Source organism: Flavobacteriales bacterium, assembly GCA_016712535.1.
In the GTDB taxonomy this organism is placed as follows: Bacteria; Bacteroidota; Bacteroidia; order Flavobacteriales_F; family PHOS-HE28; genus PHOS-HE28.
In genome coordinates this window covers 462,239-480,186 of sequence record JADJQW010000004.1, presented here as the reverse complement: position 1 = coordinate 480,186, position 17,948 = coordinate 462,239, and the positions used below count along the sequence as shown (strand labels likewise).

Annotated in this window: 22 protein-coding genes; 10 read left to right on the top strand and 12 right to left on the bottom strand. The window is 61.5% G+C overall.

Annotated features, from left to right (window positions below):
- The first annotated feature begins 42 nt into the window (after positions 1-42).
- Entirely contained in the window at positions 43-432 is a 390-nt protein-coding gene (locus IPK70_16525) for a TM2 domain-containing protein (GenBank protein MBK8228769.1), read from the top strand.
- Here IPK70_16525 and IPK70_16520 read toward each other — a convergent pair whose 3' ends face one another.
- The 4 genes from IPK70_16520 to IPK70_16505 are packed head-to-tail and all read right to left on the bottom strand — an operon-like array spanning position 433 to position 5,628.
- Positions 433-1,614 (bottom strand): acyltransferase, encoded by a 1,182-nt coding sequence (locus tag IPK70_16520; GenBank protein MBK8228768.1) that lies wholly within the window; start codon positions 1,612-1,614, stop codon positions 433-435.
- Positions 1,607-3,451 carry a glutamine--fructose-6-phosphate transaminase (isomerizing) gene (gene glmS / locus IPK70_16515; protein ID MBK8228767.1) on the bottom strand — a complete coding sequence of 615 codons (1,845 nt, stop codon included), beginning with the start codon at positions 3,449-3,451 and terminating at the stop codon, positions 1,607-1,609. The genes IPK70_16520 and glmS overlap by 8 nt, the downstream gene beginning before the upstream one ends.
- 6 nt (positions 3,452-3,457) lie before the next feature.
- The gene (locus tag IPK70_16510) at positions 3,458-4,789 is read right to left on the bottom strand and encodes a DUF4270 family protein (protein MBK8228766.1); all 1,332 of its coding nucleotides are present in this window, start codon (positions 4,787-4,789) and stop codon (positions 3,458-3,460) included.
- 14 nt (positions 4,790-4,803) lie between these two features.
- Positions 4,804-5,628, bottom strand: a complete 825-nt coding sequence (locus IPK70_16505; GenBank protein MBK8228765.1) for a glycogen/starch synthase — start codon at positions 5,626-5,628, stop codon at positions 4,804-4,806.
- 95 nt (positions 5,629-5,723) lie between these two features.
- On the opposite strand from IPK70_16505, the gene IPK70_16500 reads away from it, so the two are divergent.
- The 8 genes from IPK70_16500 to IPK70_16465 all read left to right on the top strand — a co-directional run bounded on the left by IPK70_16500 (position 5,724) and on the right by IPK70_16465 (position 11,600).
- Positions 5,724-6,572 (top strand): pantoate--beta-alanine ligase, encoded by an 849-nt coding sequence (locus IPK70_16500; GenBank protein MBK8228764.1) that lies wholly within the window; start codon positions 5,724-5,726, stop codon positions 6,570-6,572.
- Positions 6,573-6,643: 71 nt separating this feature from the next.
- Positions 6,644-6,997, top strand: a complete 354-nt coding sequence (gene panD / locus IPK70_16495) for an aspartate 1-decarboxylase (protein ID MBK8228763.1) — start codon at positions 6,644-6,646, stop codon at positions 6,995-6,997.
- Positions 6,994-8,019 carry a flippase-like domain-containing protein gene (locus tag IPK70_16490; GenBank protein ID MBK8228762.1) on the top strand — a complete coding sequence of 342 codons (1,026 nt, stop codon included), beginning with the start codon at positions 6,994-6,996 and terminating at the stop codon, positions 8,017-8,019. Before panD ends, IPK70_16490 begins: the two co-directional genes overlap by 4 nt.
- Positions 8,016-8,519 (top strand): D-glycero-beta-D-manno-heptose 1-phosphate adenylyltransferase, encoded by a 504-nt coding sequence (gene rfaE2 / locus IPK70_16485; protein MBK8228761.1) that lies wholly within the window; start codon positions 8,016-8,018, stop codon positions 8,517-8,519. Before IPK70_16490 ends, rfaE2 begins: the two co-directional genes overlap by 4 nt.
- Entirely contained in the window at positions 8,512-9,888 is a 1,377-nt protein-coding gene (gene radA / locus IPK70_16480; GenBank protein ID MBK8228760.1) for a DNA repair protein RadA, read from the top strand. Before rfaE2 ends, radA begins: the two co-directional genes overlap by 8 nt.
- Before the next feature lie 178 nt (positions 9,889-10,066).
- Positions 10,067-10,405, top strand: coding sequence for a hypothetical protein (locus IPK70_16475; GenBank protein ID MBK8228759.1), 339 nt, complete (start codon positions 10,067-10,069; stop codon positions 10,403-10,405).
- A 72-nt stretch (positions 10,406-10,477) separates the two neighbouring features.
- Positions 10,478-11,116, top strand: coding sequence for a response regulator transcription factor (locus IPK70_16470; GenBank protein MBK8228758.1), 639 nt, complete (start codon positions 10,478-10,480; stop codon positions 11,114-11,116).
- 103 nt (positions 11,117-11,219) lie between these two features.
- Positions 11,220-11,600 carry a hypothetical protein gene (locus tag IPK70_16465; protein ID MBK8228757.1) on the top strand — a complete coding sequence of 127 codons (381 nt, stop codon included), beginning with the start codon at positions 11,220-11,222 and terminating at the stop codon, positions 11,598-11,600.
- A 4-nt stretch (positions 11,601-11,604) separates the two neighbouring features.
- Here the strand turns inward: IPK70_16465 and IPK70_16460 are convergent, their stop codons facing one another.
- Genes IPK70_16460 through IPK70_16450 form a run of 3 tightly spaced genes read right to left on the bottom strand, consistent with a single transcriptional unit; the run spans position 11,605 to position 13,599 of the window.
- Entirely contained in the window at positions 11,605-12,177 is a 573-nt protein-coding gene (locus tag IPK70_16460; protein ID MBK8228756.1) for a GrpB family protein, read from the bottom strand.
- A 14-nt stretch (positions 12,178-12,191) separates the two neighbouring features.
- Positions 12,192-13,070 carry a formate dehydrogenase accessory sulfurtransferase FdhD gene (fdhD, locus tag IPK70_16455; protein ID MBK8228755.1) on the bottom strand — a complete coding sequence of 293 codons (879 nt, stop codon included), beginning with the start codon at positions 13,068-13,070 and terminating at the stop codon, positions 12,192-12,194.
- Positions 13,030-13,599 carry a DNA-3-methyladenine glycosylase I gene (locus tag IPK70_16450; GenBank protein MBK8228754.1) on the bottom strand — a complete coding sequence of 190 codons (570 nt, stop codon included), beginning with the start codon at positions 13,597-13,599 and terminating at the stop codon, positions 13,030-13,032. Before IPK70_16450 ends, fdhD begins: the two co-directional genes overlap by 41 nt.
- Positions 13,600-13,650: 51 nt before the next feature.
- Here IPK70_16450 and moaA point away from each other — a divergent pair, with 51 nt between their 5' ends.
- On the top strand, positions 13,651-14,646 hold the full coding sequence (moaA, locus tag IPK70_16445; GenBank protein MBK8228753.1) for a GTP 3',8-cyclase MoaA: 996 nt from the start codon (positions 13,651-13,653) through the stop codon (positions 14,644-14,646).
- A 53-nt stretch (positions 14,647-14,699) separates the two neighbouring features.
- Here the strand turns inward: moaA and IPK70_16440 are convergent, their stop codons facing one another.
- The 5 genes from IPK70_16440 to IPK70_16420 form a co-directional block, all read right to left on the bottom strand.
- Complete coding sequence (locus IPK70_16440) at positions 14,700-15,719, bottom strand: nucleoid-associated protein (protein MBK8228752.1); 1,020 nt, start codon at positions 15,717-15,719, stop codon at positions 14,700-14,702.
- A gap of 159 nt (positions 15,720-15,878) precedes the next feature.
- Positions 15,879-16,328, bottom strand: a complete 450-nt coding sequence (locus IPK70_16435) for a hypothetical protein (protein MBK8228751.1) — start codon at positions 16,326-16,328, stop codon at positions 15,879-15,881.
- 12 nt (positions 16,329-16,340) lie between these two features.
- A complete protein-coding gene (locus IPK70_16430) occupies positions 16,341-17,258 on the bottom strand; it encodes a bifunctional molybdenum cofactor biosynthesis protein MoaC/MoaB (protein MBK8228750.1) in 918 nt (305 codons plus the stop codon).
- Positions 17,255-17,710 carry a molybdenum cofactor biosynthesis protein MoaE gene (locus tag IPK70_16425; protein MBK8228749.1) on the bottom strand — a complete coding sequence of 152 codons (456 nt, stop codon included), beginning with the start codon at positions 17,708-17,710 and terminating at the stop codon, positions 17,255-17,257. Before IPK70_16425 ends, IPK70_16430 begins: the two co-directional genes overlap by 4 nt.
- Complete coding sequence (locus IPK70_16420) at positions 17,707-17,931, bottom strand: MoaD/ThiS family protein (protein ID MBK8228748.1); 225 nt, start codon at positions 17,929-17,931, stop codon at positions 17,707-17,709. The genes IPK70_16425 and IPK70_16420 overlap by 4 nt, the downstream gene beginning before the upstream one ends.
- Between the last annotated feature and the right edge of the window lie 17 nt (positions 17,932-17,948).

The window sequence follows — 17,948 nt, the reverse complement described above, 5'->3', positions numbered from 1 at the left end:
GCTGTGCATTCAAGGTCATGCGCGGCCCTCTACTTTTGAGGCATGCGGTTCCGTGCGATCGGAGGGATGGCTTTGGCGCTGAGCGTGTCCCACGGCGCTGCCATGGGGCCATTCCGAACGGATAGCGTGCCCTCCGTGAGCGATCCGGGGCTCCAGCCTGTCGAGCTCTTTCAACCCATGACGCTGCAGGAGGATCACCGCGGCGTGGCCATCGCCTTGGCCGTGCTATTGGGTCCGTTCGGAGCGCACCGCCTGTACTTGGGCACCACGACCAAAGTGGCCATCGCCTACGGCCTCACATTCGGCGGTTTCGGGGTGGTGGCGATCATTGATCTCGTCCATCTGATTGCGTCGAAGGACCTCGACCGCTTCCGCGATTGCGACCGGATCCTGATGTGGGCCGGGTCGGAAGCGCCGGTCAGCAGCCCGTGATCACCGGGCAGCGCCAGTGTTGGGTGCGCCTCGGAGCCGTGCCCACCACCGCTTGTGCCAATCGCGCTGCATGAAGGGCTTCTCGAACAAGAGGAAGAAGAATGCTGATACCCCGATGGTGGCGGACAGCAGGATGGCCATCATGGCGTAGTAAGTGGTGGTTTCGCCGCCGAACCATCCGCGATTCAGCAGCAGCTTGCCCACGAAGCTCATCAGGCCGAAATGGATGAGGTAGATGCTGTAGCACATGCCGCCGATGGTGGCCACCAGCCGATTGGTGAAGAGGCGGGGAAGTGCCCGGTGCACCAGCACGAGGTAGAAGAACAGGAACAGGTTCAGGTGCTCCAGAACGTACCACGCGAAAGCGCCGCTGCGGTCCTTGCCTACCATCGCGAAGAGGACCCAGATCCCCACGAATGAGATCGCGGCCAGCAGGTCGCGCGCCCATGGTGGAAGAGCCAGAACGGGTTTGCGCAGGGAGGCGAAGGCCAGAACATAACCCAAGGCGAAGTAGGAGCCGACCGAGAGCAAACTGAGCGTTTCCGGCTTGAACCACTTCTGCACGATGAGCGCAACGAACAACAATCCGATATACACCGCCAATTGCCACGGCTTGTTGCGGAGCCATAGCCCAAGGAGCGGGCAAAGCAGGTAGAACTGCACTTCGATCTCGAGCGACCAGGTGATGCCATTCACCAAGGGCAGGTCGCTTGGCGTGATGATGTTGTTCAGGTAAACCAAGGAGCTCAGCAATTCTGGCGCGATCTCCTGCCAGGTGTAGCGCCCTGTGATGTACAGGAGCGCCGCGAAGCCGAGCGTGGTGATGATGTACGGAGGCTCCAAGCGCGTGAGCCTCCTGAGGATGTACGTGCGGTAACTGAACTTCCCGCCCTGCAGCAAGGGAAGCGAGAGGATGTAGCCGCTGATCACGAAGAAGATGTCGACCCCGTAGCCGCCGAGCCTCAGCACCGGGTCCAACAGCGACAGCCCGGCCACGGACCCCGGATTCCCGATGCCCATCCAATGCACCAGCCACATGTGGGCATGCAACAGGAGCACGCTCGAGATGGCGATGAAGCGCAGCCCGTCGATCTCGGGCACGTAGCTGCCCGAAGAAGTGATGCGGCGGAAACGGTCGAGCATGCTGGCATTCACCGGCCCCGGCGGCGAAGGCTCATTCAACGGTCACCGACTTGGCCAGGTTCCTGGGCTGATCCACATTGCAACCGCGCATCACGGCGATATGATAGCTCAATAGCTGCAGGGGGATCACGCTGAGCAGCGGCACCAGCGGGTCAGCGGTCTCGGGGATCTCAATGGTGTGGTCGGCGAGGTCCTTCACCACGCGGTCGCCTTCCGTGACAATGGCGATGACTATCCCTTTGCGCGCCTTCACCTCTTGGATATTGCTCACGACCTTCTCGTAGCTCGCGCCCTTCGTAGCGATGACGATCACCGGCATCTCCTCATCGATCAGCGCGATGGGGCCATGCTTCATCTCGGCAGCCGGGTAGCCTTCGGCGTGGATGTAGCTGATCTCCTTCAGCTTGAGCGCGCCCTCGAGCGCCACGGGGAAGCTGTATCCGCGGCCGAGGTAGAGCGCGTTGCTCGCATGCTGGTAGATCTCCGCGATCCGCTTGATCTGCGGCTCCGCCTTGAGCAGGCGCTGCACTTTGTCCGGGATGGAGTCCAGCTCGTTCAACAGCCTGTGGAACGCGCTTCCGCCGAGCGTTCCCTTGCGCTGGCCGATCATCATGGCCATTAAGGTGAGCACCGTGACCTGGGCGGTGAAGGCCTTGGTGCTGGCCACGCCGATCTCCGGGCCGGCGTGCGTATAGGAACCGGCATGGGTAACACGCGCGATGCTGCTGCCCACCACGTTGCAGATGCCGATGATGGTGGCACCGCGGCTCTTCGCCAGCTCGATGGCCGCCAGCGTATCTGCCGTCTCGCCGCTCTGGCTGATGGCGATGACGATATCGTCCTCGTTCACGATCGGGTTGCGGTACCGGAACTCGCTGGCGTACTCCACCTCAACAGGGATGCGCGCTAATTCCTCGAAGAGGTACTCACCCACCAGCCCTGCGTGCCAGCTGGTACCGCAGCCCACGATGAGCACCCGCTTGGCTTGGACGAATTTCTGCTCGTGCTCCTTGATGCCGCCAAGAACCACTTCGCCCTTGGCCAGGTTCAGGCGGCCGCGCATGCTATCGCGAATGCTGCGAGGCTGCTCGTGGATCTCCTTGAGCATGAAGTGGTCGTAACCACCTTTCTCCAGCGCCTCCAGATGAAGCTCGAGCTCCTGGATGAAGGGGGTCTTCACCTGGTTCTTGATGTTGCGTATGCGCAAGCCATGCCCGCGCTGCATCACAGCGATCTCGCCATCCTCCAGATAGACCACGTTGCGCGTGTGCTCCACGATGGGCGTCGCGTCGCTGGCCAGGTAGTGGGCGCCGTCGTCGCCGATGCCGATCACCAGCGGCGAGCTCCGGCGGGCGGCAACCATCAGGTCCGGGGAATGGGTGTCCAGCACCACGATCGCATACGCACCTACCACGCTCTGCAAGGCCAGGCGCACCGCCTCAGCCAGGTCCACGCCCTCGGTCACCCGCACATCGTCGATCAAATGGGCGAGCACCTCCGTGTCGGTGTCGCTGCGGAAGACATGGCCGCGCTTGCGCAATTCCTCTTTGATGGCCGCGTAGTTCTCGATGATGCCGTTGTGGATGATCGCGAGGTCGCCGCTGTTCGATGCGTGCGGATGGGCATTGACATCATTCGGCTGGCCATGCGTGGCCCAACGGGTGTGGCCCATGCCCAAGGTGCCAGCCGTGCTCTGCCCGTTCACATGGGCCTCCAGGTCGCTCACTTTGCCCTGGCATTTGTAGATGCGCATGGCCCCATCGCTGATCAGGGCGACGCCCGCGCTGTCGTAGCCGCGGTACTCAAGCCGCTTCAGCCCGTTGATCAGGATCGGGTAGGCTTCCTTATCGCCCAGGTAAGCAACGATTCCGCACATGGCGCTTCAATATGAAGTGAACGTGAGCCGAAGACGCATGGGGCCGTTCAGGGCTGCCGGCCCTTTCAGCGCGACGCGGTTGGCGGTGATGCCTCCGCTTCCCGCAACCAGCTCCAAGGTGGGATCGGACTGCTCGCCGGAGATCACGCGCTGCGCGAAGCGGGTGATGTTGAATCGGTACTCGCCTTCGGTCGATCGGTAGCTTCCGTCCAAAGCTCCGATCCCTCCGATCAAGTCAGGCAGGAAAGCCTCCTGGCCACTTTCATTCCTGCGGAAGGGCACGAGCAGCTCCGGTGGCGGATAATACGGGTACGTGGTTCCATCGACGGTGAGCACCAATTCGGCCTTGGCGAGCACTTTCGATTGGCCGCGATAATCGGCCAACGACGGCATGCGGATCACGGTTCGCAGTCCGGCCAAGGCCTGCACGTAAACCACCTCAGCCGGACTGGTGGTGTCGACAATCGCAAGGGCCACCTCATTGCCGATGGCTTGCGACAAGTCGTGCTCCACTGTGGAGTAGCGCACTGCATTGCTATTGATCGGGAAGTCAAGCGCCCGCGTGAGATCAGGCGTCGTGCTGTTCGTGTCGCGGTAGTAGAGCGTGAGTTTGCTCGGTGTGCTCAGCAGGTTGAAATAGAGCAGGCCACCTTGGAAAGGAGCTTGGCCCTCATTGGCCACGGTTATGTGCACCCCCGGGAAGAAATCGAGGAATGCATCGTTCGATGAGAGGTCGCTGGTACCGAAAGCATCCATGAACCTCTGGGCAGTGGCATCGCTTAGGCGAAGGCGTAGCTGGGGCAGCACGCTATCGCCAAGGATGAACTGCTTTCGGAGCGGCTCCGGCTTCACGCGCCCTCGACCTTCGAGCAGGTCCGGGCCCGTGATCTGGGGCAATCGATTGCTCCGGTAGATGGAATCGATGGAGAGCCTTTCGTCGAGCTCATGAACCCGGAACTCCTGCGCATCCATGTTCCCATAACCGTAAGTGGCTCCGTCAAAGGCCAAGGCGAGGACAATGCTATCGGCAATGAGGCCTGCGGTGTCCTGGCCTGAGCCGATATTCGATGCACTGAGCCGCATCTGCGTAACGATGCCTGCACGCGTAAGCCCGAAGCGGGGATCGATGAACGAGCCCAGCACCTGGCGCGAGAGGGAACTCGATCGGAAGTTGGAATCAGCGCGCGTGAAAGCGTGAAGCTGAACCGTATCGATCACAACACCGAGCGGGTCGCCGGGCAACAGGCCATTGCCCAAGTCGGCATCCGGCTTCCGGCAGGCGCCGGTTACCAGCAGCATCAGCACCAGAGGCCAAAGCGGTCGGAATCGAGCCAGCATGTCGCGATGGCCAGTCACACGAGCGCAGCCTCGAGCACGGTGCTATAGAACTCCAAATGGCCATCGAGCAACTCGGCGCCTTGCGAATAGCCCAAGGTTGGCTTGCCCTCCGCCTTGATAGCGGATTCCAAGCCTTTGCTCAGTTTCGGGCTCCCCTTCACAACGGCATCGCAGAAGCCCATGCTGAACTTGTAAAGGTCATCGGTCGAGGGCTTCGCCAGTCCTTTGAGCAAATCCTTGTCGAAGCCCTCTAAGGAGAGCTTCTTCGCCAGGTCCTTGTCCATGGGCTCAGACTTCTGGTCGTACACGCTGATGACCAGCTTGGCATTCTCGAAGTGCGGGTCATCGGCATAGAAATGCTTGATGTAAAGCGGCACCAGGCCCGCCATCCAACCGTGGCAGTGGATGATGTCCGGCACCCAGCCCAGCTTCCTTACGGTCTCGAGCACGCCCCGACCGAAGAAAAGCGCACGCTCATCGTTGTCCGGGTAAAAAATGCCATCGAGGTCGTGCGTGTCGGATTTGCGCTTGAAGAACTCCTCATTGTCAATGAAGTACACCTGCATCCGCGCGCTCGGCACGCTGGCCACTTTGATCAACAAGGCATGGTCCGTGTCGTTGATGATCAAGTTCATCCCGCTCAGGCGAATCACCTCATGGAGCTGGTGCCGGCGTTCGTTGATGCAGCCCCACTTGGGCATGAACACCCGGATCTCATTGCCACGATCCAAAGTGCCCTGGGGCAATGAACGCGACACTTTGGCCATCTCCTCAGGAATGTCCATGAAGGGCGAAATGGACTGGGAGATGGTTAGGACCTTCGCGTTCTTCAAGCTCATGCGGGGGGTGATGATGAATCGGGACCGCAAAAATATAGACTTTGCGGGCGGTCTTCAACGTGCCGCTAGCTTGGCCAAGTAATTAAGACCGCGGGATGCAGCTCATTCAGGATCCATTTGAAATGACATCTTGGGCTGCAGCCCAACGACGGCAAGGCCTCCGTATCGGCTTTGTCCCGACCATGGGAGCCTTGCACGCTGGTCACCTGAATCTGGTAAGCCGGGCCTTGGATCAGTTCGATGTTGTAGTCACGAGCATTTTCGTTAACCCCCTGCAATTCAACGATCCAAAGGATTTTTCTAGCTATCCGCTCAGGCCCGAGGAAGACCGGGGCCTGCTAGAAGGCGCTGGTTGCAGCGCGCTCTTTGCACCCACAATGGAACTTCTATTCGCAGACCATCACCAGAAGGAATACGAGCTCGGCGGCCTTGATTCCCATTGGGAAGGACCTCAGCGACCGGGGCACTTTCAAGGTGTAGTGAACGTGGTTGACCGGCTTTTCGGCTGCGTCAGGCCCGATGGTGCTTGTTTCGGCATGAAGGATCGGCAGCAACTAGCTATCATTCAATGGGTTACAAATAATCTGCGGTGGCCCATCGACATCATCCCCTGCCCCACTGTTCGCGAACCTGATGGTTTGGCCATGAGCTCAAGGAACATCAAAATGAACCCTTCAGAAAGACGGTCAGCTCCCGCCTTGTACCGTGCATTGAAGGCCATTGAGGACAATGCTCACGGCATGACCCTGAGCGAGTGCTTGAGCCTGGGTCGATTGGAACTTGATAAGGAGCCGGGCATCAGGTTGGAATACCTGGGAATCGCTGATGCCGAGACCATGCAACCTTTGGCCGCTTGGCCGGATCACCGGGACGCCATTGCCATGATCGCTGCCCAACTTGGCACCGTGAGGCTCATCGACAATCTGACCATTCGAAGACGCTGACCGTATCCAATGGGGGCTGGTAACTTCGCCGCCCCTTGGCCAAGGGCATATCCCCCGCGCCATGCCCGACCATGACCATTGAAGTGCTCCGTGCGAAGCTGCACCGCGTGCGCATCACCGAAGCCGATGTGAACTACGTCGGCAGCATCACCATCGACGAGGACCTGATCGACGCGGTCGGTTTCATCGAGGGTGAAAAAGTGCAAGTGCTCAACGTGAATAATGGCGAACGGCTGGAGACCTATGTGATCAAAGGCTTGCGCGGCAGCGGTGCCGTTTGCCTCAATGGCCCAGCCGCCCTCAGGGCCAGCGTCGGTGACGTGGTCATCGTGGTGGCGTATGCGCGAATGACCATTGAGGAGGCCCGTGCCTACCGTCCTGTCGTGGTATTCCCGGACGAAGCCACCAACCGACTCCGCGGGTGAAACGGGCAGCCCTGAACGCCTTGAAGCTGGGACTGCCCCTGGCCGCAGGGGCATGGCTGGTATACAAACCCTATAGCGCGCTCACCCCTGAGCAACGCGAGGAACTCTTCGCTGCCTTCGGCCAGGCCAACCTGCTCTGGCTCACATTGGCTATTGCGGTGGGCTGGTTAGCCCATGTGAGCCGCGCATGGCGATGGCGCTACCTTCTGGAGCCGATCGGCTATCGGCCCGGCTTCTGGAATTGCTACCACGGCGTGATGGCGGGCTATTTCATGAACATGTTCATTCCCCGGGCAGGTGAAGCAAGCCGTGCCGCCCTGCTCTACAGGGTTGAACGCGTGCCTTTCGAGAAGGGCTTCGGAACAGTGATGGCTGAGCGCGTGGTGGATATGGCCGTGCTCCTGGGCATCGCAGGCGTCGCCATGGTCATGCAGCTCGATAAGCTCGAACTGTTCAAGGCCCAGATCGCCCGGTTCCGCAGTGAGCAGGGCTCGGCTGATCCCGTTGGGAACGGCTTCCCATGGGCTTGGCTCCTTGGTGCTTTGTTCGTGATCGGCGCTTCCGTCGCGGCGTACCTCGTACTCACCCGGCCTGCGCTGCGCGCACGATTCATGGATGCCCTTCGCGGTTTCATGCAGGGCTTGCAAACCGTGTTGCACACGCGGAAGAAGGGCCTCTTCATCGCGCACACTGTTTTGATCTGGGCCTGTTACCTGGGCATGTTCCAAGTGGGCTTCTATTGCTTGCCTGGCATGGACCAAGTCCCATTCGCAGCCATCCTCGCGGGCTTCATAGCGGGCGCCATCGGCATTGTCCTGGTCCAAGGCGGCATCGGCGTTTATCCGGCCTTCGTGGCGTTGATCGTGGGCGTGTACATGGCGCCACCCGATGGAGGTGGCTTGCTCCGGCCGGATGCATTGGCCATGGGCTGGCTGCTCTGGGCTGCGCAGACCTTGATGATCATCGTGCTCGGGGGCCTCTCGCTACTTTTGGCTGCCTTGCAGAAACCGCCCGCACCATGAGCAATGTAGTCTCCAGCCCCGCCGCGGACAAGCGCGTGGTGGACCTTGTCAACCTGAAGCGGCTGTGCAACATCTGGCGCATGAAGGGCGACACCATCGTATTCACCAACGGATGCTTCGACATCCTGCATCGCGGCCATGTGGAATACCTGCAGGAGGCCGCCGCGCTCGGCGATCGCCTTGTGGTGGGCGTGAACAGCGATGCCAGCGTTCGCCGCCAGGGGAAAGGGCCCAACCGGCCCATCAACGATGAACAGAGCCGAGCCAAAGTGGTGGCCGCACTGCGCGGGATCGACGCCGTGATCATCTTCGATGAAGACACGCCGTTGGGCCTCATCGAAGCCACTGTCCCCGACGTGCTCGTTAAGGGCGGCGATTGGAGCGAGGACCGCATCGTTGGCGCCAAGGCGGTGAAGGCGGCGGGCGGCGAGGTGCGCAGCCTCAAGCTCGTGGAGGGCTTCTCAACGACGGCTCTGGTGGAGCGCATCCGACGTGGCTAAGGTCCGCTCGCGCTATGTGTGCCAGAGCTGCGGAGCCAGTTACCCGCAATGGCTCGGTCAATGCGGCCAATGCAAGGAATGGAACTCGCTCGTGGAGGAAGTGGTGGAGCGGGCGATCGAAAGGAGCGGGGCCCCTTCAAGCATCAAGGCACGCCAGCCCAAGCCGATCAGCATCGACGACATCCCTGCGCAGGACGGTCCGCGCATGGCACTCAGCGATCGCGAACTGAGCCGCGTGCTCGGAGGCGGCATCGTGCCGGGCAGCATCACCCTCATCGGCGGCGAACCGGGCATCGGCAAGAGCACCCTTCTCTTGCAGACGGCATTGCGCAACCCGCACCTGCGCGTGCTGTATGTATCCGGCGAGGAGAGCGAGCACCAGGTGAAGATGCGGGCGGAGCGGCTGGAGCATGGGCACGTTAGGCCGCCGGCATCGAATTGCTTCGTGCTCACGGAGCCCAATACGCAGAGCATCTTCAAGCACATCGAGGCGATGAAGCCTTCGCTCGTGGTGATCGATAGCGTGCAGACGTTGCATACTGCGGCCTTGGATGCAAGCCCCGGAAGCGTTGGCCAGGTGCGCGAATGCACCGCCGAGCTCATGCGCTTCGCCAAGGCCACCGGCACGCCCATGGTGCTCATCGGACACATCACCAAGGATGGCTTCATCGCCGGGCCGAAGGTGCTGGAGCATATGGTCGATTGCGTGCTGCAATTCGAAGGCGACCGCGACCACGCTTACCGCTTGCTCCGCCCCCTGAAGAACCGTTTCGGCAGCACGAACGAATTGGGCATCTATGAGATGCGCGGCAGCGGCCTGGCCGAAGTGGACGACCCCAGCCAAGTGCTGCTCGGCGACCGCACCGAACGTCCCAGCGGCGTGGTGGTCGCGGCCACGCTCGAAGGCATGCGGCCACTGTTGATCGAAGTGCAGGCGCTGGTAAGCAGCGCTGTGTACGGAACACCACAGCGCAGCAGCACCGGCTTCGACCTGCGTCGCATGAACATGCTGCTGGCCGTGCTTGAGAAGCGCTGCGGCTTCCGCCTCGGCGCCAAGGATGTCTTCCTCAACCTCGCTGGCGGTTTCCGGGTGGAAGAGCCCGCGATCGACCTGGCCGTGGTGTGCGCCGTGCTCAGCAGCAATGCCGACATCGCGGTGCCCATGGATACTGCCTTCTGCGGCGAGGTCGGCCTGACCGGCGAGATCAGGCCTGTGACACGCGCCGAGCAGCGCATTGCCGAAGCGGCCAAGCTCGGTTTCGCCCGGATCTTCATTCCGCACGGCACCAAGGGCCTCGCGCCTGCCAAATCCATCGAAGTAGTGATGGTGGCGCGCGTGGAGCAGGTGCTCGCGCATCTCTTCGGCTGATCTCCTCATCCGGGCCAACCCTATCAGGACCCTTACGTCATGGCATCGTCCCAAGCGGGAACCATCGCTTGGGGGCGATCCGAACGTCCAGCAGCGAATCGATCGAATGCCCATGGAAGTACTATCCACTGAAGAAACGAAGCACTGCACATTCACGCGGACCGCTCATCGGTGCCTCGTGCAGCGGTTCAAGCCCGAAGCACGCTTCACCCAGGCCATTCTCGACGAGGTGGCCGAGGTCCGCGACCGCATCATCGGCGATTCGCTGTGCGCATTGATGGTCATCATCCCCAAAGAGATCCCGATCGACCCGAACGCGACGAATACGGACCATTTCACTGGTGAACGTGTCAAGCGACGGATACTTGCCTTGGCACTCGTGGCGCATGGCGATATGATGCGCAGCGTGAGCAAGTTCTACTTCACCTGGTTCCCGCAGCCCTTCCCTGCGCGGGTGTTCGATTCAGAAGAAACAGCGCACGCATGGCTGCGGGATGAAGCGGTTGCCGCAAGCTGAACATGATGCCGCGCCAGGGCACTCATGATATGAGGCCCTTGCATTAGCTTGGTCGGTGCCAAGGCCCCTCCAGTGAGCAGCACCATCTTCATCGCGGATCCGCTCGAGCTCATCGCCGAAGGCGTTAAATCATGGCTCCGTGGCGAAGAGGACCTGGCCGTGACCGCCCATGCCCGAACCGGCAATGAATTGCTCGAATTGCTGCGAGAACAGCAGCCCGACCTCGTCCTGCTGGAAGTATCGCTTCCGGAGATGGATGGCATTGACACCATGCGCGCGCTGCGCAAGGCCCATCCGGAGCAAGCCGTGCTGGCCTTCAGCGCGCTTACCGACATTGAGTACGTGAACAGCATGCTGATCGAGGGTGCAGTGGGCTACCTGGTGAAAGCCTGCACCCGCGAGGAACTCCTGCTGGCCGTGCGGGCAGCGCTCAGCGGCGACCGCTTCCTGAGCGAGGCGGCGAAGGCGAGCATCGACAAAGGCTACCGCTACACGGAGAAACGGCCGGATGGTGAATACATCGGGCTCACCCAACGCGAGCGCGAGATCATACGGCTCATCGCGCTGGAACGCACCAACGGCGAGATCGGCGCAGCGCTCTTCATCAGTGAGGAAACCGTGAAGAGCCACCGCAAGCGCCTGATGACCAAACTCAATGTGCGGAGCACGGCGGGCCTGGTGAGATACGCGCTCGACAGGAAGTGGGCTTAGGCCCGATGCCTCCGCTTCGATCGTTAAGGCAACATGAAATTTCATGCGATTCGGTCATTTGCCACGGTCTTGATCGCTCCCTTGCTCGAACTTCACCGTTCCGATGGCCACAATGCAGGAAACAGTTGAAGGAATAAGGTACGCGGACGCGATCGCTCCGGTGACCTCGCACCTGCTCGCATCAGGGAAGCTTGATGTTGTGCGCATCACGAAAGGGTTGCGAGAGGACCCCGGTGAGCTTGTCTTCGCCGGTGTTCCTGCACGAGCGGGGACGCGCGCACGGCGCATCGTGGTGCGTTTTGCTCCGGGTACGGTCCCGAGCCCGCGATTTGACCAAGCGAACGGGACCATCGAGTTGTTCTATCCCCGACGCGACCACCCCGAAGTGCAGGCCATGCTCAACTCAAAGCTCGCGCGCTTCTGCTATTTCTGGCAATCGGCGAAAGGCGAGCAGACGCACGCATGGTTGCTGACTTCCGGCTAGCGCCTCAGCGCCATTTGCCCGAACGCGCCTTTGCCAGGACCTCGTTCACGTATGCAGTCTTGGCTGCCGAATAGGCCGCTCGGTTCTTCGGATAGCGTTGGGCAAGGTCAAGCTTCAGCTGGGCGTACCGCTGCGCCTCCTCCGCGAAAGCGATCAGGTAGTCGCGGAACACGATGCGATCGACGCTGGCTTTCCCCGGGCGCACCGCGTGGATGTGCGCAGTGCGCTGGCCATCGGCGTCGCGCAGGATGAACCAGGAGTAGAACGGATCCTCGTCGCCGATGGTCGGGCGCCATAGGAACTCGAATCCCGCTTCCTCCATGAGCGGGGCCACGGTATCGCGGATCTCCTCTGCGTCGCTTATCTCCACCTGCAGGTCGATGATCGGCTTTGAACTGAGGCCAGGCACGGCGGTGCTGCCGATGTGCGCGATGCGCTGGATCAAGCGCCGCGGCATGATGCGCTTCACCTCCTTCTCGAGCTCGGCATACCGCTGAGGCCACGCGGGATCATAGGGCACAAGGGCGATCTGCTCCTTGTCCAGCGCCTTCAAGCGTCTCTCCGTCCGTGCGTCCATTAGGGGTCACGAACCTAATGCGCGGAATAGTCATTATAGCGACCGCCCCGAAGGAAGCCGATGAGGGTGATGCCGCGATCACGCGCCAACTGCACCGCCAAGGACGAAGGCGCTCCCACCGCCGCCATGAGCGGCACGGAAGCCACGGCGCACTTCTGCACGAGTTCGAAGCCGGCCCGGCCGCTCACGAGCATGGCGCAATCATGCACGGCTACCCCACTATTCAGAGCCGCACCGATCACTTTGTCCACCGCATTGTGGCGGCCCACATCCTCGCGCAGCAGCAGCAGCCTGCCCTCCCGGTTGAACAGAGCTGCCGCGTGGATGCCGCCGGTATGCCTGAACACGCTCTGACCGGCGCGCATGCGGTCCGGAAGCGAAGTGATGAAGGCCGGGTCAACCGCGCCCCATGGCTGGATGGCCTTGCTGCACTGCGCATGGACGGCCTCGATGCTGCTCTTGCCGCAGACCCCGCAGCTGCTGCTGGTGTAGAAGTTCCGCTGCCAGCGCGATGGGTCGGGATCAAGGCCGGGCTGCAGCTCAACACGCACCACATTGCCGCGCTCCTCGTCCTTCACATCCTCGCAATGCACCACGCGCACAGCGTCACCGGCGGCGTTGATGATCCCCTCGGTGAAGAGGAATCCGAGCGCCAGCTCCTCATCGCTCCCTGGCGTGCGCATGGTTACGCTGAGGCGCGACTCGTCGCGGTCATCCAGCGGCCCATGGCCCAAGCGGATCTCCAGCGGCTCCTCGGCGACGAGGATATCCTCTGCCGGCTGCGGGAATCCCGCTTCGACGCGGACGATGGAGACGGATGAGACAGGTGCGCGCACGCCGCAAGGTATCGCCCTAGCGCTTCGCCTTCCGGAAGCAGCCCACCAGATGGTCATCGACCATGCCGATGGCCTGCATGTACGCGTACACGATGGTGGTGCCCACGAAGCTGAAGCCCGTCTCCTTCAGGTCCTTGCTGAGCGCGTCGGATACTGGCGTGCTCACCGGCAGCTGCTTCACTTCCTTCCAGCGGTTCACGATGGTCCTGTGCCCCACATGCTTCCATATGAAGTCGTCGAAGCTGCCCTTGCCGCCCTCCATGATCGCCAGCCAGGCCTGGGCGTTCCTGATCGCGCTCTGAACCTTGGCGCGGTTGCGGATGATGCCCTCATCGGCCAGCAATCGATCGATGTCCTTCTTCCCGTAACGCGCGATCCTCTCCACGTTCCAATCGTCGAAGGCGCGGCGGTAACCATCGCTCCGGTAAAGGATGGTCTTCCAGCTGAGGCCTGCTTGCGCGCCATCGAGCACCAGCTTCGCGTACAGCCTCACATCATCGTGCTCGGGCGTGCCCCAAATGGTGTCGTGGTATTCGATCATCCGGTCATCGGTGCCGGGCCAGGGGCATCGTGCCAGTTCCTTCATCGGCATGGCGGGATTGCTGTCATGGTGATGCGCTCAAGGTAACTTGCCCGCGTGTCACAAGCGCTCACCGACCGCCACAGCCGAGCACACCGCAGCCTGCGCATCAGCATCGTGGACAAATGCGACCTGCGCTGCACCTACTGCATGCCGGAGGACCAGCACTTCCTGAAGCGCGAGGAGCTGATGACCGGCGAGGAGATCGGCGCCATCGCGCGGCTATTCGTGGAGCGCTACGGCATCACCAAGATCCGCCTCACCGGAGGGGAGCCACTGGTGCGTGCCGATGCGGCGGACATTGTGCGCGACCTGGCTGCATTGCCCGTCAAGCTCGGCCTCACCACCAACGCGCTCACGCTTCACAGGCACCTCGACGGACTGATCGCCGCCGGCCTTCAACGCATCAACATCAGCCTGGACACATTCGATGCCGAGCGCTTCAGGAGGATCACGCGGCGCGATGGCTTCGATACCGTGTGGAGCAATATCCGCCTTGCCCTGCAGCACGGCCTGCGCGTGAAGGTGAACATGGTCGTGATGCGGGGCGTGAACGACGACGAGGTCCTCCGCTTCGTGGAACTCACGCGCGATCACGATGTGCATGTGCGCTTCATCGAGTTCATGCCCTTCGCCGGCAATCGCTGGGGCCGCGAGCGCGTGTACACCTATGCCGAGATGCTCGGCCACATCGGCAGCGTGCACAGCTTCGCGAAGCTCACCGATGACCCGCACAGCACCGCAAAGGGCTATCGCGTGGCCGATTGGCCCGGCACCTTTGCCGTGATCAGCACCGTGACTGAGCCCTTCTGCGGATCATGCGACCGCCTGCGACTTACAGCGGAAGGAAGGATGCGCAACTGCCTCTTCGCGCGCGAGGAGACTGACCTGCTCTCAGCGCTGCGGCGCGGCGAGGACATCGCGCCGCTGATCGAGGCGAACGTCCTTGCGAAGCATGCGATGCTTGGCGGCTTGCCGCAATTCGAACCGGAGAAGCAGGAAGAGGTGCTGCACGATTTGAGTGAGAGGCCGATGGTCAGTATTGGGGGGTGATTCCGCCCCAGTGACCCAACAATGCACGCAGCACGTGAAGGTCGTCAGAGCGACTAAAGCTCCTGCTCATAATAGATCTTGTAGTATTTCCTCCCGCTCTCGTCCACGCCGCGCTCGATCTTGTTGCGGTCGCCGTGGATGTAGATATGGAAGTCCTTGTCGAGCTTGAGCACGCTCTTGAACACGCGGGCCTGCTTCTTCACGGCATCAGCGCTGATGGCGAAGCGCTCATCGAGGTCCACTGCACGCTCCTCTTGGAAGCGGTTGCCGAAGCGCTCGAAGGAGGATGCGACCTCATCGCTCTTGAACACCTCGCGCACGAAGTTCCCGCGATCGTATTCAGTGTGCTCCTTGAAGTACTGCACCGAGCGGTTCAGCAGGTCGATCTGATCGGTCTTGGGGATCTCGTAATCCTGCGGCAGCTGCTCGGTGATGAAGGTGCGCGTCATCTCCAGCACATTGCGCGTGCTGTTCACAGGGTCGCGCTTCGCGCGGAGGCCGATGAAGGCCTGCTGCCAGTAGGGCTGGCGCGGGTCGTCGTCGATCACGAACAGCGTTGGGGCTTCAGGCGTGAAGACCACCAGCAGCGCCTGATCCGGCTTACGGCCGCCGAGCCCCCGCTTCAGCTGCATGGCCAATGCTTCGCCCTCGGCCTTGCTCTCGATGAAGACCTCCTTCTCGTCGAACTTGAGGATGCCGAGCGCATCGTGGACACCGCCGCTCAGCTCCACGCCGATGAAGCGTGCCACGAACAGATCGCCGCTCCGAGCCTCGTGCGCGTTGGCCACCTCGATGAGATGCTTCGCGATGGCGCGTGAGATGCCCACGAGGTCCTTGCCTTGGCCTGCCTTCATGCAGATGCCCTCAAGCACGTTGGCCTCTCCCTCCTTCTCCGCGAATTCGTTGGTCAGCAGCACATTCGCGAAGGGCTTCAGGAAGAGCCTGCGCAGGAACTCCTGCTCCTCGGGCCCTTGCAGCACCGCGCTGTAATCACTGAGGATGCTCGGTGCGCCATCCGTGCCGATTCGATGGAGCACGAACTCCTCCACCATGGCCTCCTTACCATTGATCATGCGGCGAAAGTACCGGGATGCGATTCACTGCCCATGCCTGAACGCGTGCTCCTCCACCTTCACCGCGTGCAGCAGAAGGAATGGAAAAGCAGGCCTTATGCCTACCGCACACTGGGACGCGTATCCGTTCGCCAACACTAGGCCTTGAGGCGCGATGGCTTATCCGATCTGGTTCCTGCCCCACCGTTGAATGATGGCGATCGCTTCGAGCTTCGCCTTCAGGATAGTCAGGGCTGCCAGGCCATTGAACATTCCGAGACCCAAAGCTGGCAGTATCAAGCTCTCCCATCTCCAAATCGGCCCGAGGAGGAAACCACTGATGAACCAAATGAGGATGGCGATTGCGACACCCTTGTAGAGTCTGAAGATGAGAGTCAATTCCTTCCGCTCAGCATGCGGAATGGCCCTGACGTCATAGACAGCAACCCTAAATGCAGTCACCCGCCGATCGAATATCAACGCATCGGGCACACCATCGATCACCTTGTCGCGCACACGATACTCATCCTCCTCCATGCTGAACAAAGGCATCAATTGGCGTGCGAGTTCGCAAAGCGCATCCTGGCCTGGTCTTACCGCCTCAATTGGTATGCTCCAACGGATGACCATGAATAGGCACCTCTACATCCCATGCCTGAATGCGTGCTCCTGCACCTTCACCACGTGCAGCACGAATGGGAAAAGCGCATCCATGGTCTCTTGCGCACCGCGTGTCGAACCGGGCAGGGTGATCACCAGCGTGCGGCCGATCATGCCGGCGACACCCCGGCTCATCATGGCCCAAGGCATGCGTTCCTGGCCATAGCTGCGGGCGGCCTCCATGATGCCGGGCACCTCGCGGTCGAGGATGGGGGCGATGGCCTCGGGCGTGCGGTCGCGCGGTGAGAGGCCCGTGCCGCCGGTGGTGAGGATGAGGTCGATGCCCAGCGCAGTCCAATCCTTCACTTGCGCGGCGATGGCCTCCGGTTCATCCGCGACGATCGCTTTCGCGCCGAGCTCTACTCCAAGCGAGCTCAGACGGTCAACGATCGCAGCGCCGGCTTTATCCTCCTTCTTGCCGCTCGCAACCCCGTCACTGATCACCAGCACGGCTGCCTTCACGGGTGCATCGAAGCGGTCCTTCCAATCGCTCTTTCCGCCCTTCTTCTCGAGAAGCCGAATGCCACCGATCACCACGCCCTTATCGATGGGCTTGAGCATGTCGTAGATCGTGAGCGCTGCCACGCTGGCGCCGTGCATGGCTTCCACTTCCACGCCCGTGCGATAAACCGTGCGCACGCGCATGGTGACGATGATCTCCATCTCCCCCACTTCAAACGTGCATTCGGCGTGCTCGATTGGCAGCGGATGGCAGTCGGGGATCAGCTCGTGGGTCTTCTTCACCCCGAACAAGGCAGCCACGCGTGCGCTCTCGAGCACATCACCCTTGGGCACGCGCTTCTCCTTCAGCGCGGTGATGGTCGCAGCATCACTCACGGTAACAAGGGCCATGGCGGTGGCCTCGCGCAGCGTGGTGGGCTTATGGGTGATGTCGATCATCGGTTCTCCTTCCAAGCATGGCCGCCATCGGCAATCATCTCCTTGCCGAAGATCGGCAGTTCTCTCTTGATGCGGTCAACCACCCAAGCTACCGCCTCTCGCGCTGGCTGGCGATGCGGCGCACTGGCGAAGACCATGAAGCAAAGTTCACCAGCACTGATGACGCCAAGGCTATGGTGCACATGCAAGCAGGTCATGGTCGGCCAGCGGACAAAGGCATCTTCGCGGATCATGGTCATTCGTTCCAGCGCCATCTCGCGGTAGGCGGTGTATTCGATCGCCTTCGTCATGCAGCCATCAATCGTATCCGCGCGAACCTGCCCCAGGAAGATCTCGTGCGCGCCGATGTCCATCCGGGTGGCGTGCTTGGCGATGCTCGTGGCAATGAAGGCTGGGCCTATCGGCCCCTCCACGAAGATGTCCTTCACCTTATGCGCTTTCGCTCTGCTCATCCTCCGGCGAATGGGGGCAGCACGGCAATCTCCTCGTTGCCGGTCAGTGCCCGGTCCTCCTTCACGATCACGCGGTCCACAGCGATGGCATGGCTGAGCGCTGAGAGTTCTGGGATGCGCTCAGCCAAGCGGGCACGCAGTTCGCTCAAGGTGGAGGCCTCCAGCTCGAGCCTTCCAGCACCCGCCTTCTCTGCAATCAATCCGAAGAGCAGCACTTCCATGTTCCTTCTGCGCCTTG

Coding starts and splice junctions, on each gene's coding strand:
- IPK70_16525 (MBK8228769.1), top strand. CDS start 43: ATGCGGTTCCGTGCGATCGGAGGGATGGCTTTGGCGCTGAGCGTGTCC.
- glmS (MBK8228767.1), bottom strand. CDS start 3,451: ATGTGCGGAATCGTTGCTTACCTGGGCGATAAGGAAGCCTACCCGATC.
- IPK70_16510 (MBK8228766.1), bottom strand. CDS start 4,789: ATGCTGGCTCGATTCCGACCGCTTTGGCCTCTGGTGCTGATGCTGCTG.
- IPK70_16505 (MBK8228765.1), bottom strand. CDS start 5,628: ATGAGCTTGAAGAACGCGAAGGTCCTAACCATCTCCCAGTCCATTTCG.
- IPK70_16500 (MBK8228764.1), top strand. CDS start 5,724: ATGCAGCTCATTCAGGATCCATTTGAAATGACATCTTGGGCTGCAGCC.
- panD (MBK8228763.1), top strand. CDS start 6,644: ATGACCATTGAAGTGCTCCGTGCGAAGCTGCACCGCGTGCGCATCACC.
- rfaE2 (MBK8228761.1), top strand. CDS start 8,016: ATGAGCAATGTAGTCTCCAGCCCCGCCGCGGACAAGCGCGTGGTGGAC.
- IPK70_16465 (MBK8228757.1), top strand. CDS start 11,220: ATGGCCACAATGCAGGAAACAGTTGAAGGAATAAGGTACGCGGACGCG.
- IPK70_16460 (MBK8228756.1), bottom strand. CDS start 12,177: ATGGACGCACGGACGGAGAGACGCTTGAAGGCGCTGGACAAGGAGCAG.
- fdhD (MBK8228755.1), bottom strand. CDS start 13,070: ATGACCATCTGGTGGGCTGCTTCCGGAAGGCGAAGCGCTAGGGCGATA.
- IPK70_16450 (MBK8228754.1), bottom strand. CDS start 13,599: ATGAAGGAACTGGCACGATGCCCCTGGCCCGGCACCGATGACCGGATG.
- IPK70_16440 (MBK8228752.1), bottom strand. CDS start 15,719: ATGATCAATGGTAAGGAGGCCATGGTGGAGGAGTTCGTGCTCCATCGA.
- IPK70_16435 (MBK8228751.1), bottom strand. CDS start 16,328: ATGGTCATCCGTTGGAGCATACCAATTGAGGCGGTAAGACCAGGCCAG.
- IPK70_16430 (MBK8228750.1), bottom strand. CDS start 17,258: ATGATCGACATCACCCATAAGCCCACCACGCTGCGCGAGGCCACCGCC.
- IPK70_16425 (MBK8228749.1), bottom strand. CDS start 17,710: ATGAGCAGAGCGAAAGCGCATAAGGTGAAGGACATCTTCGTGGAGGGG.
- IPK70_16420 (MBK8228748.1), bottom strand. CDS start 17,931: ATGGAAGTGCTGCTCTTCGGATTGATTGCAGAGAAGGCGGGTGCTGGA.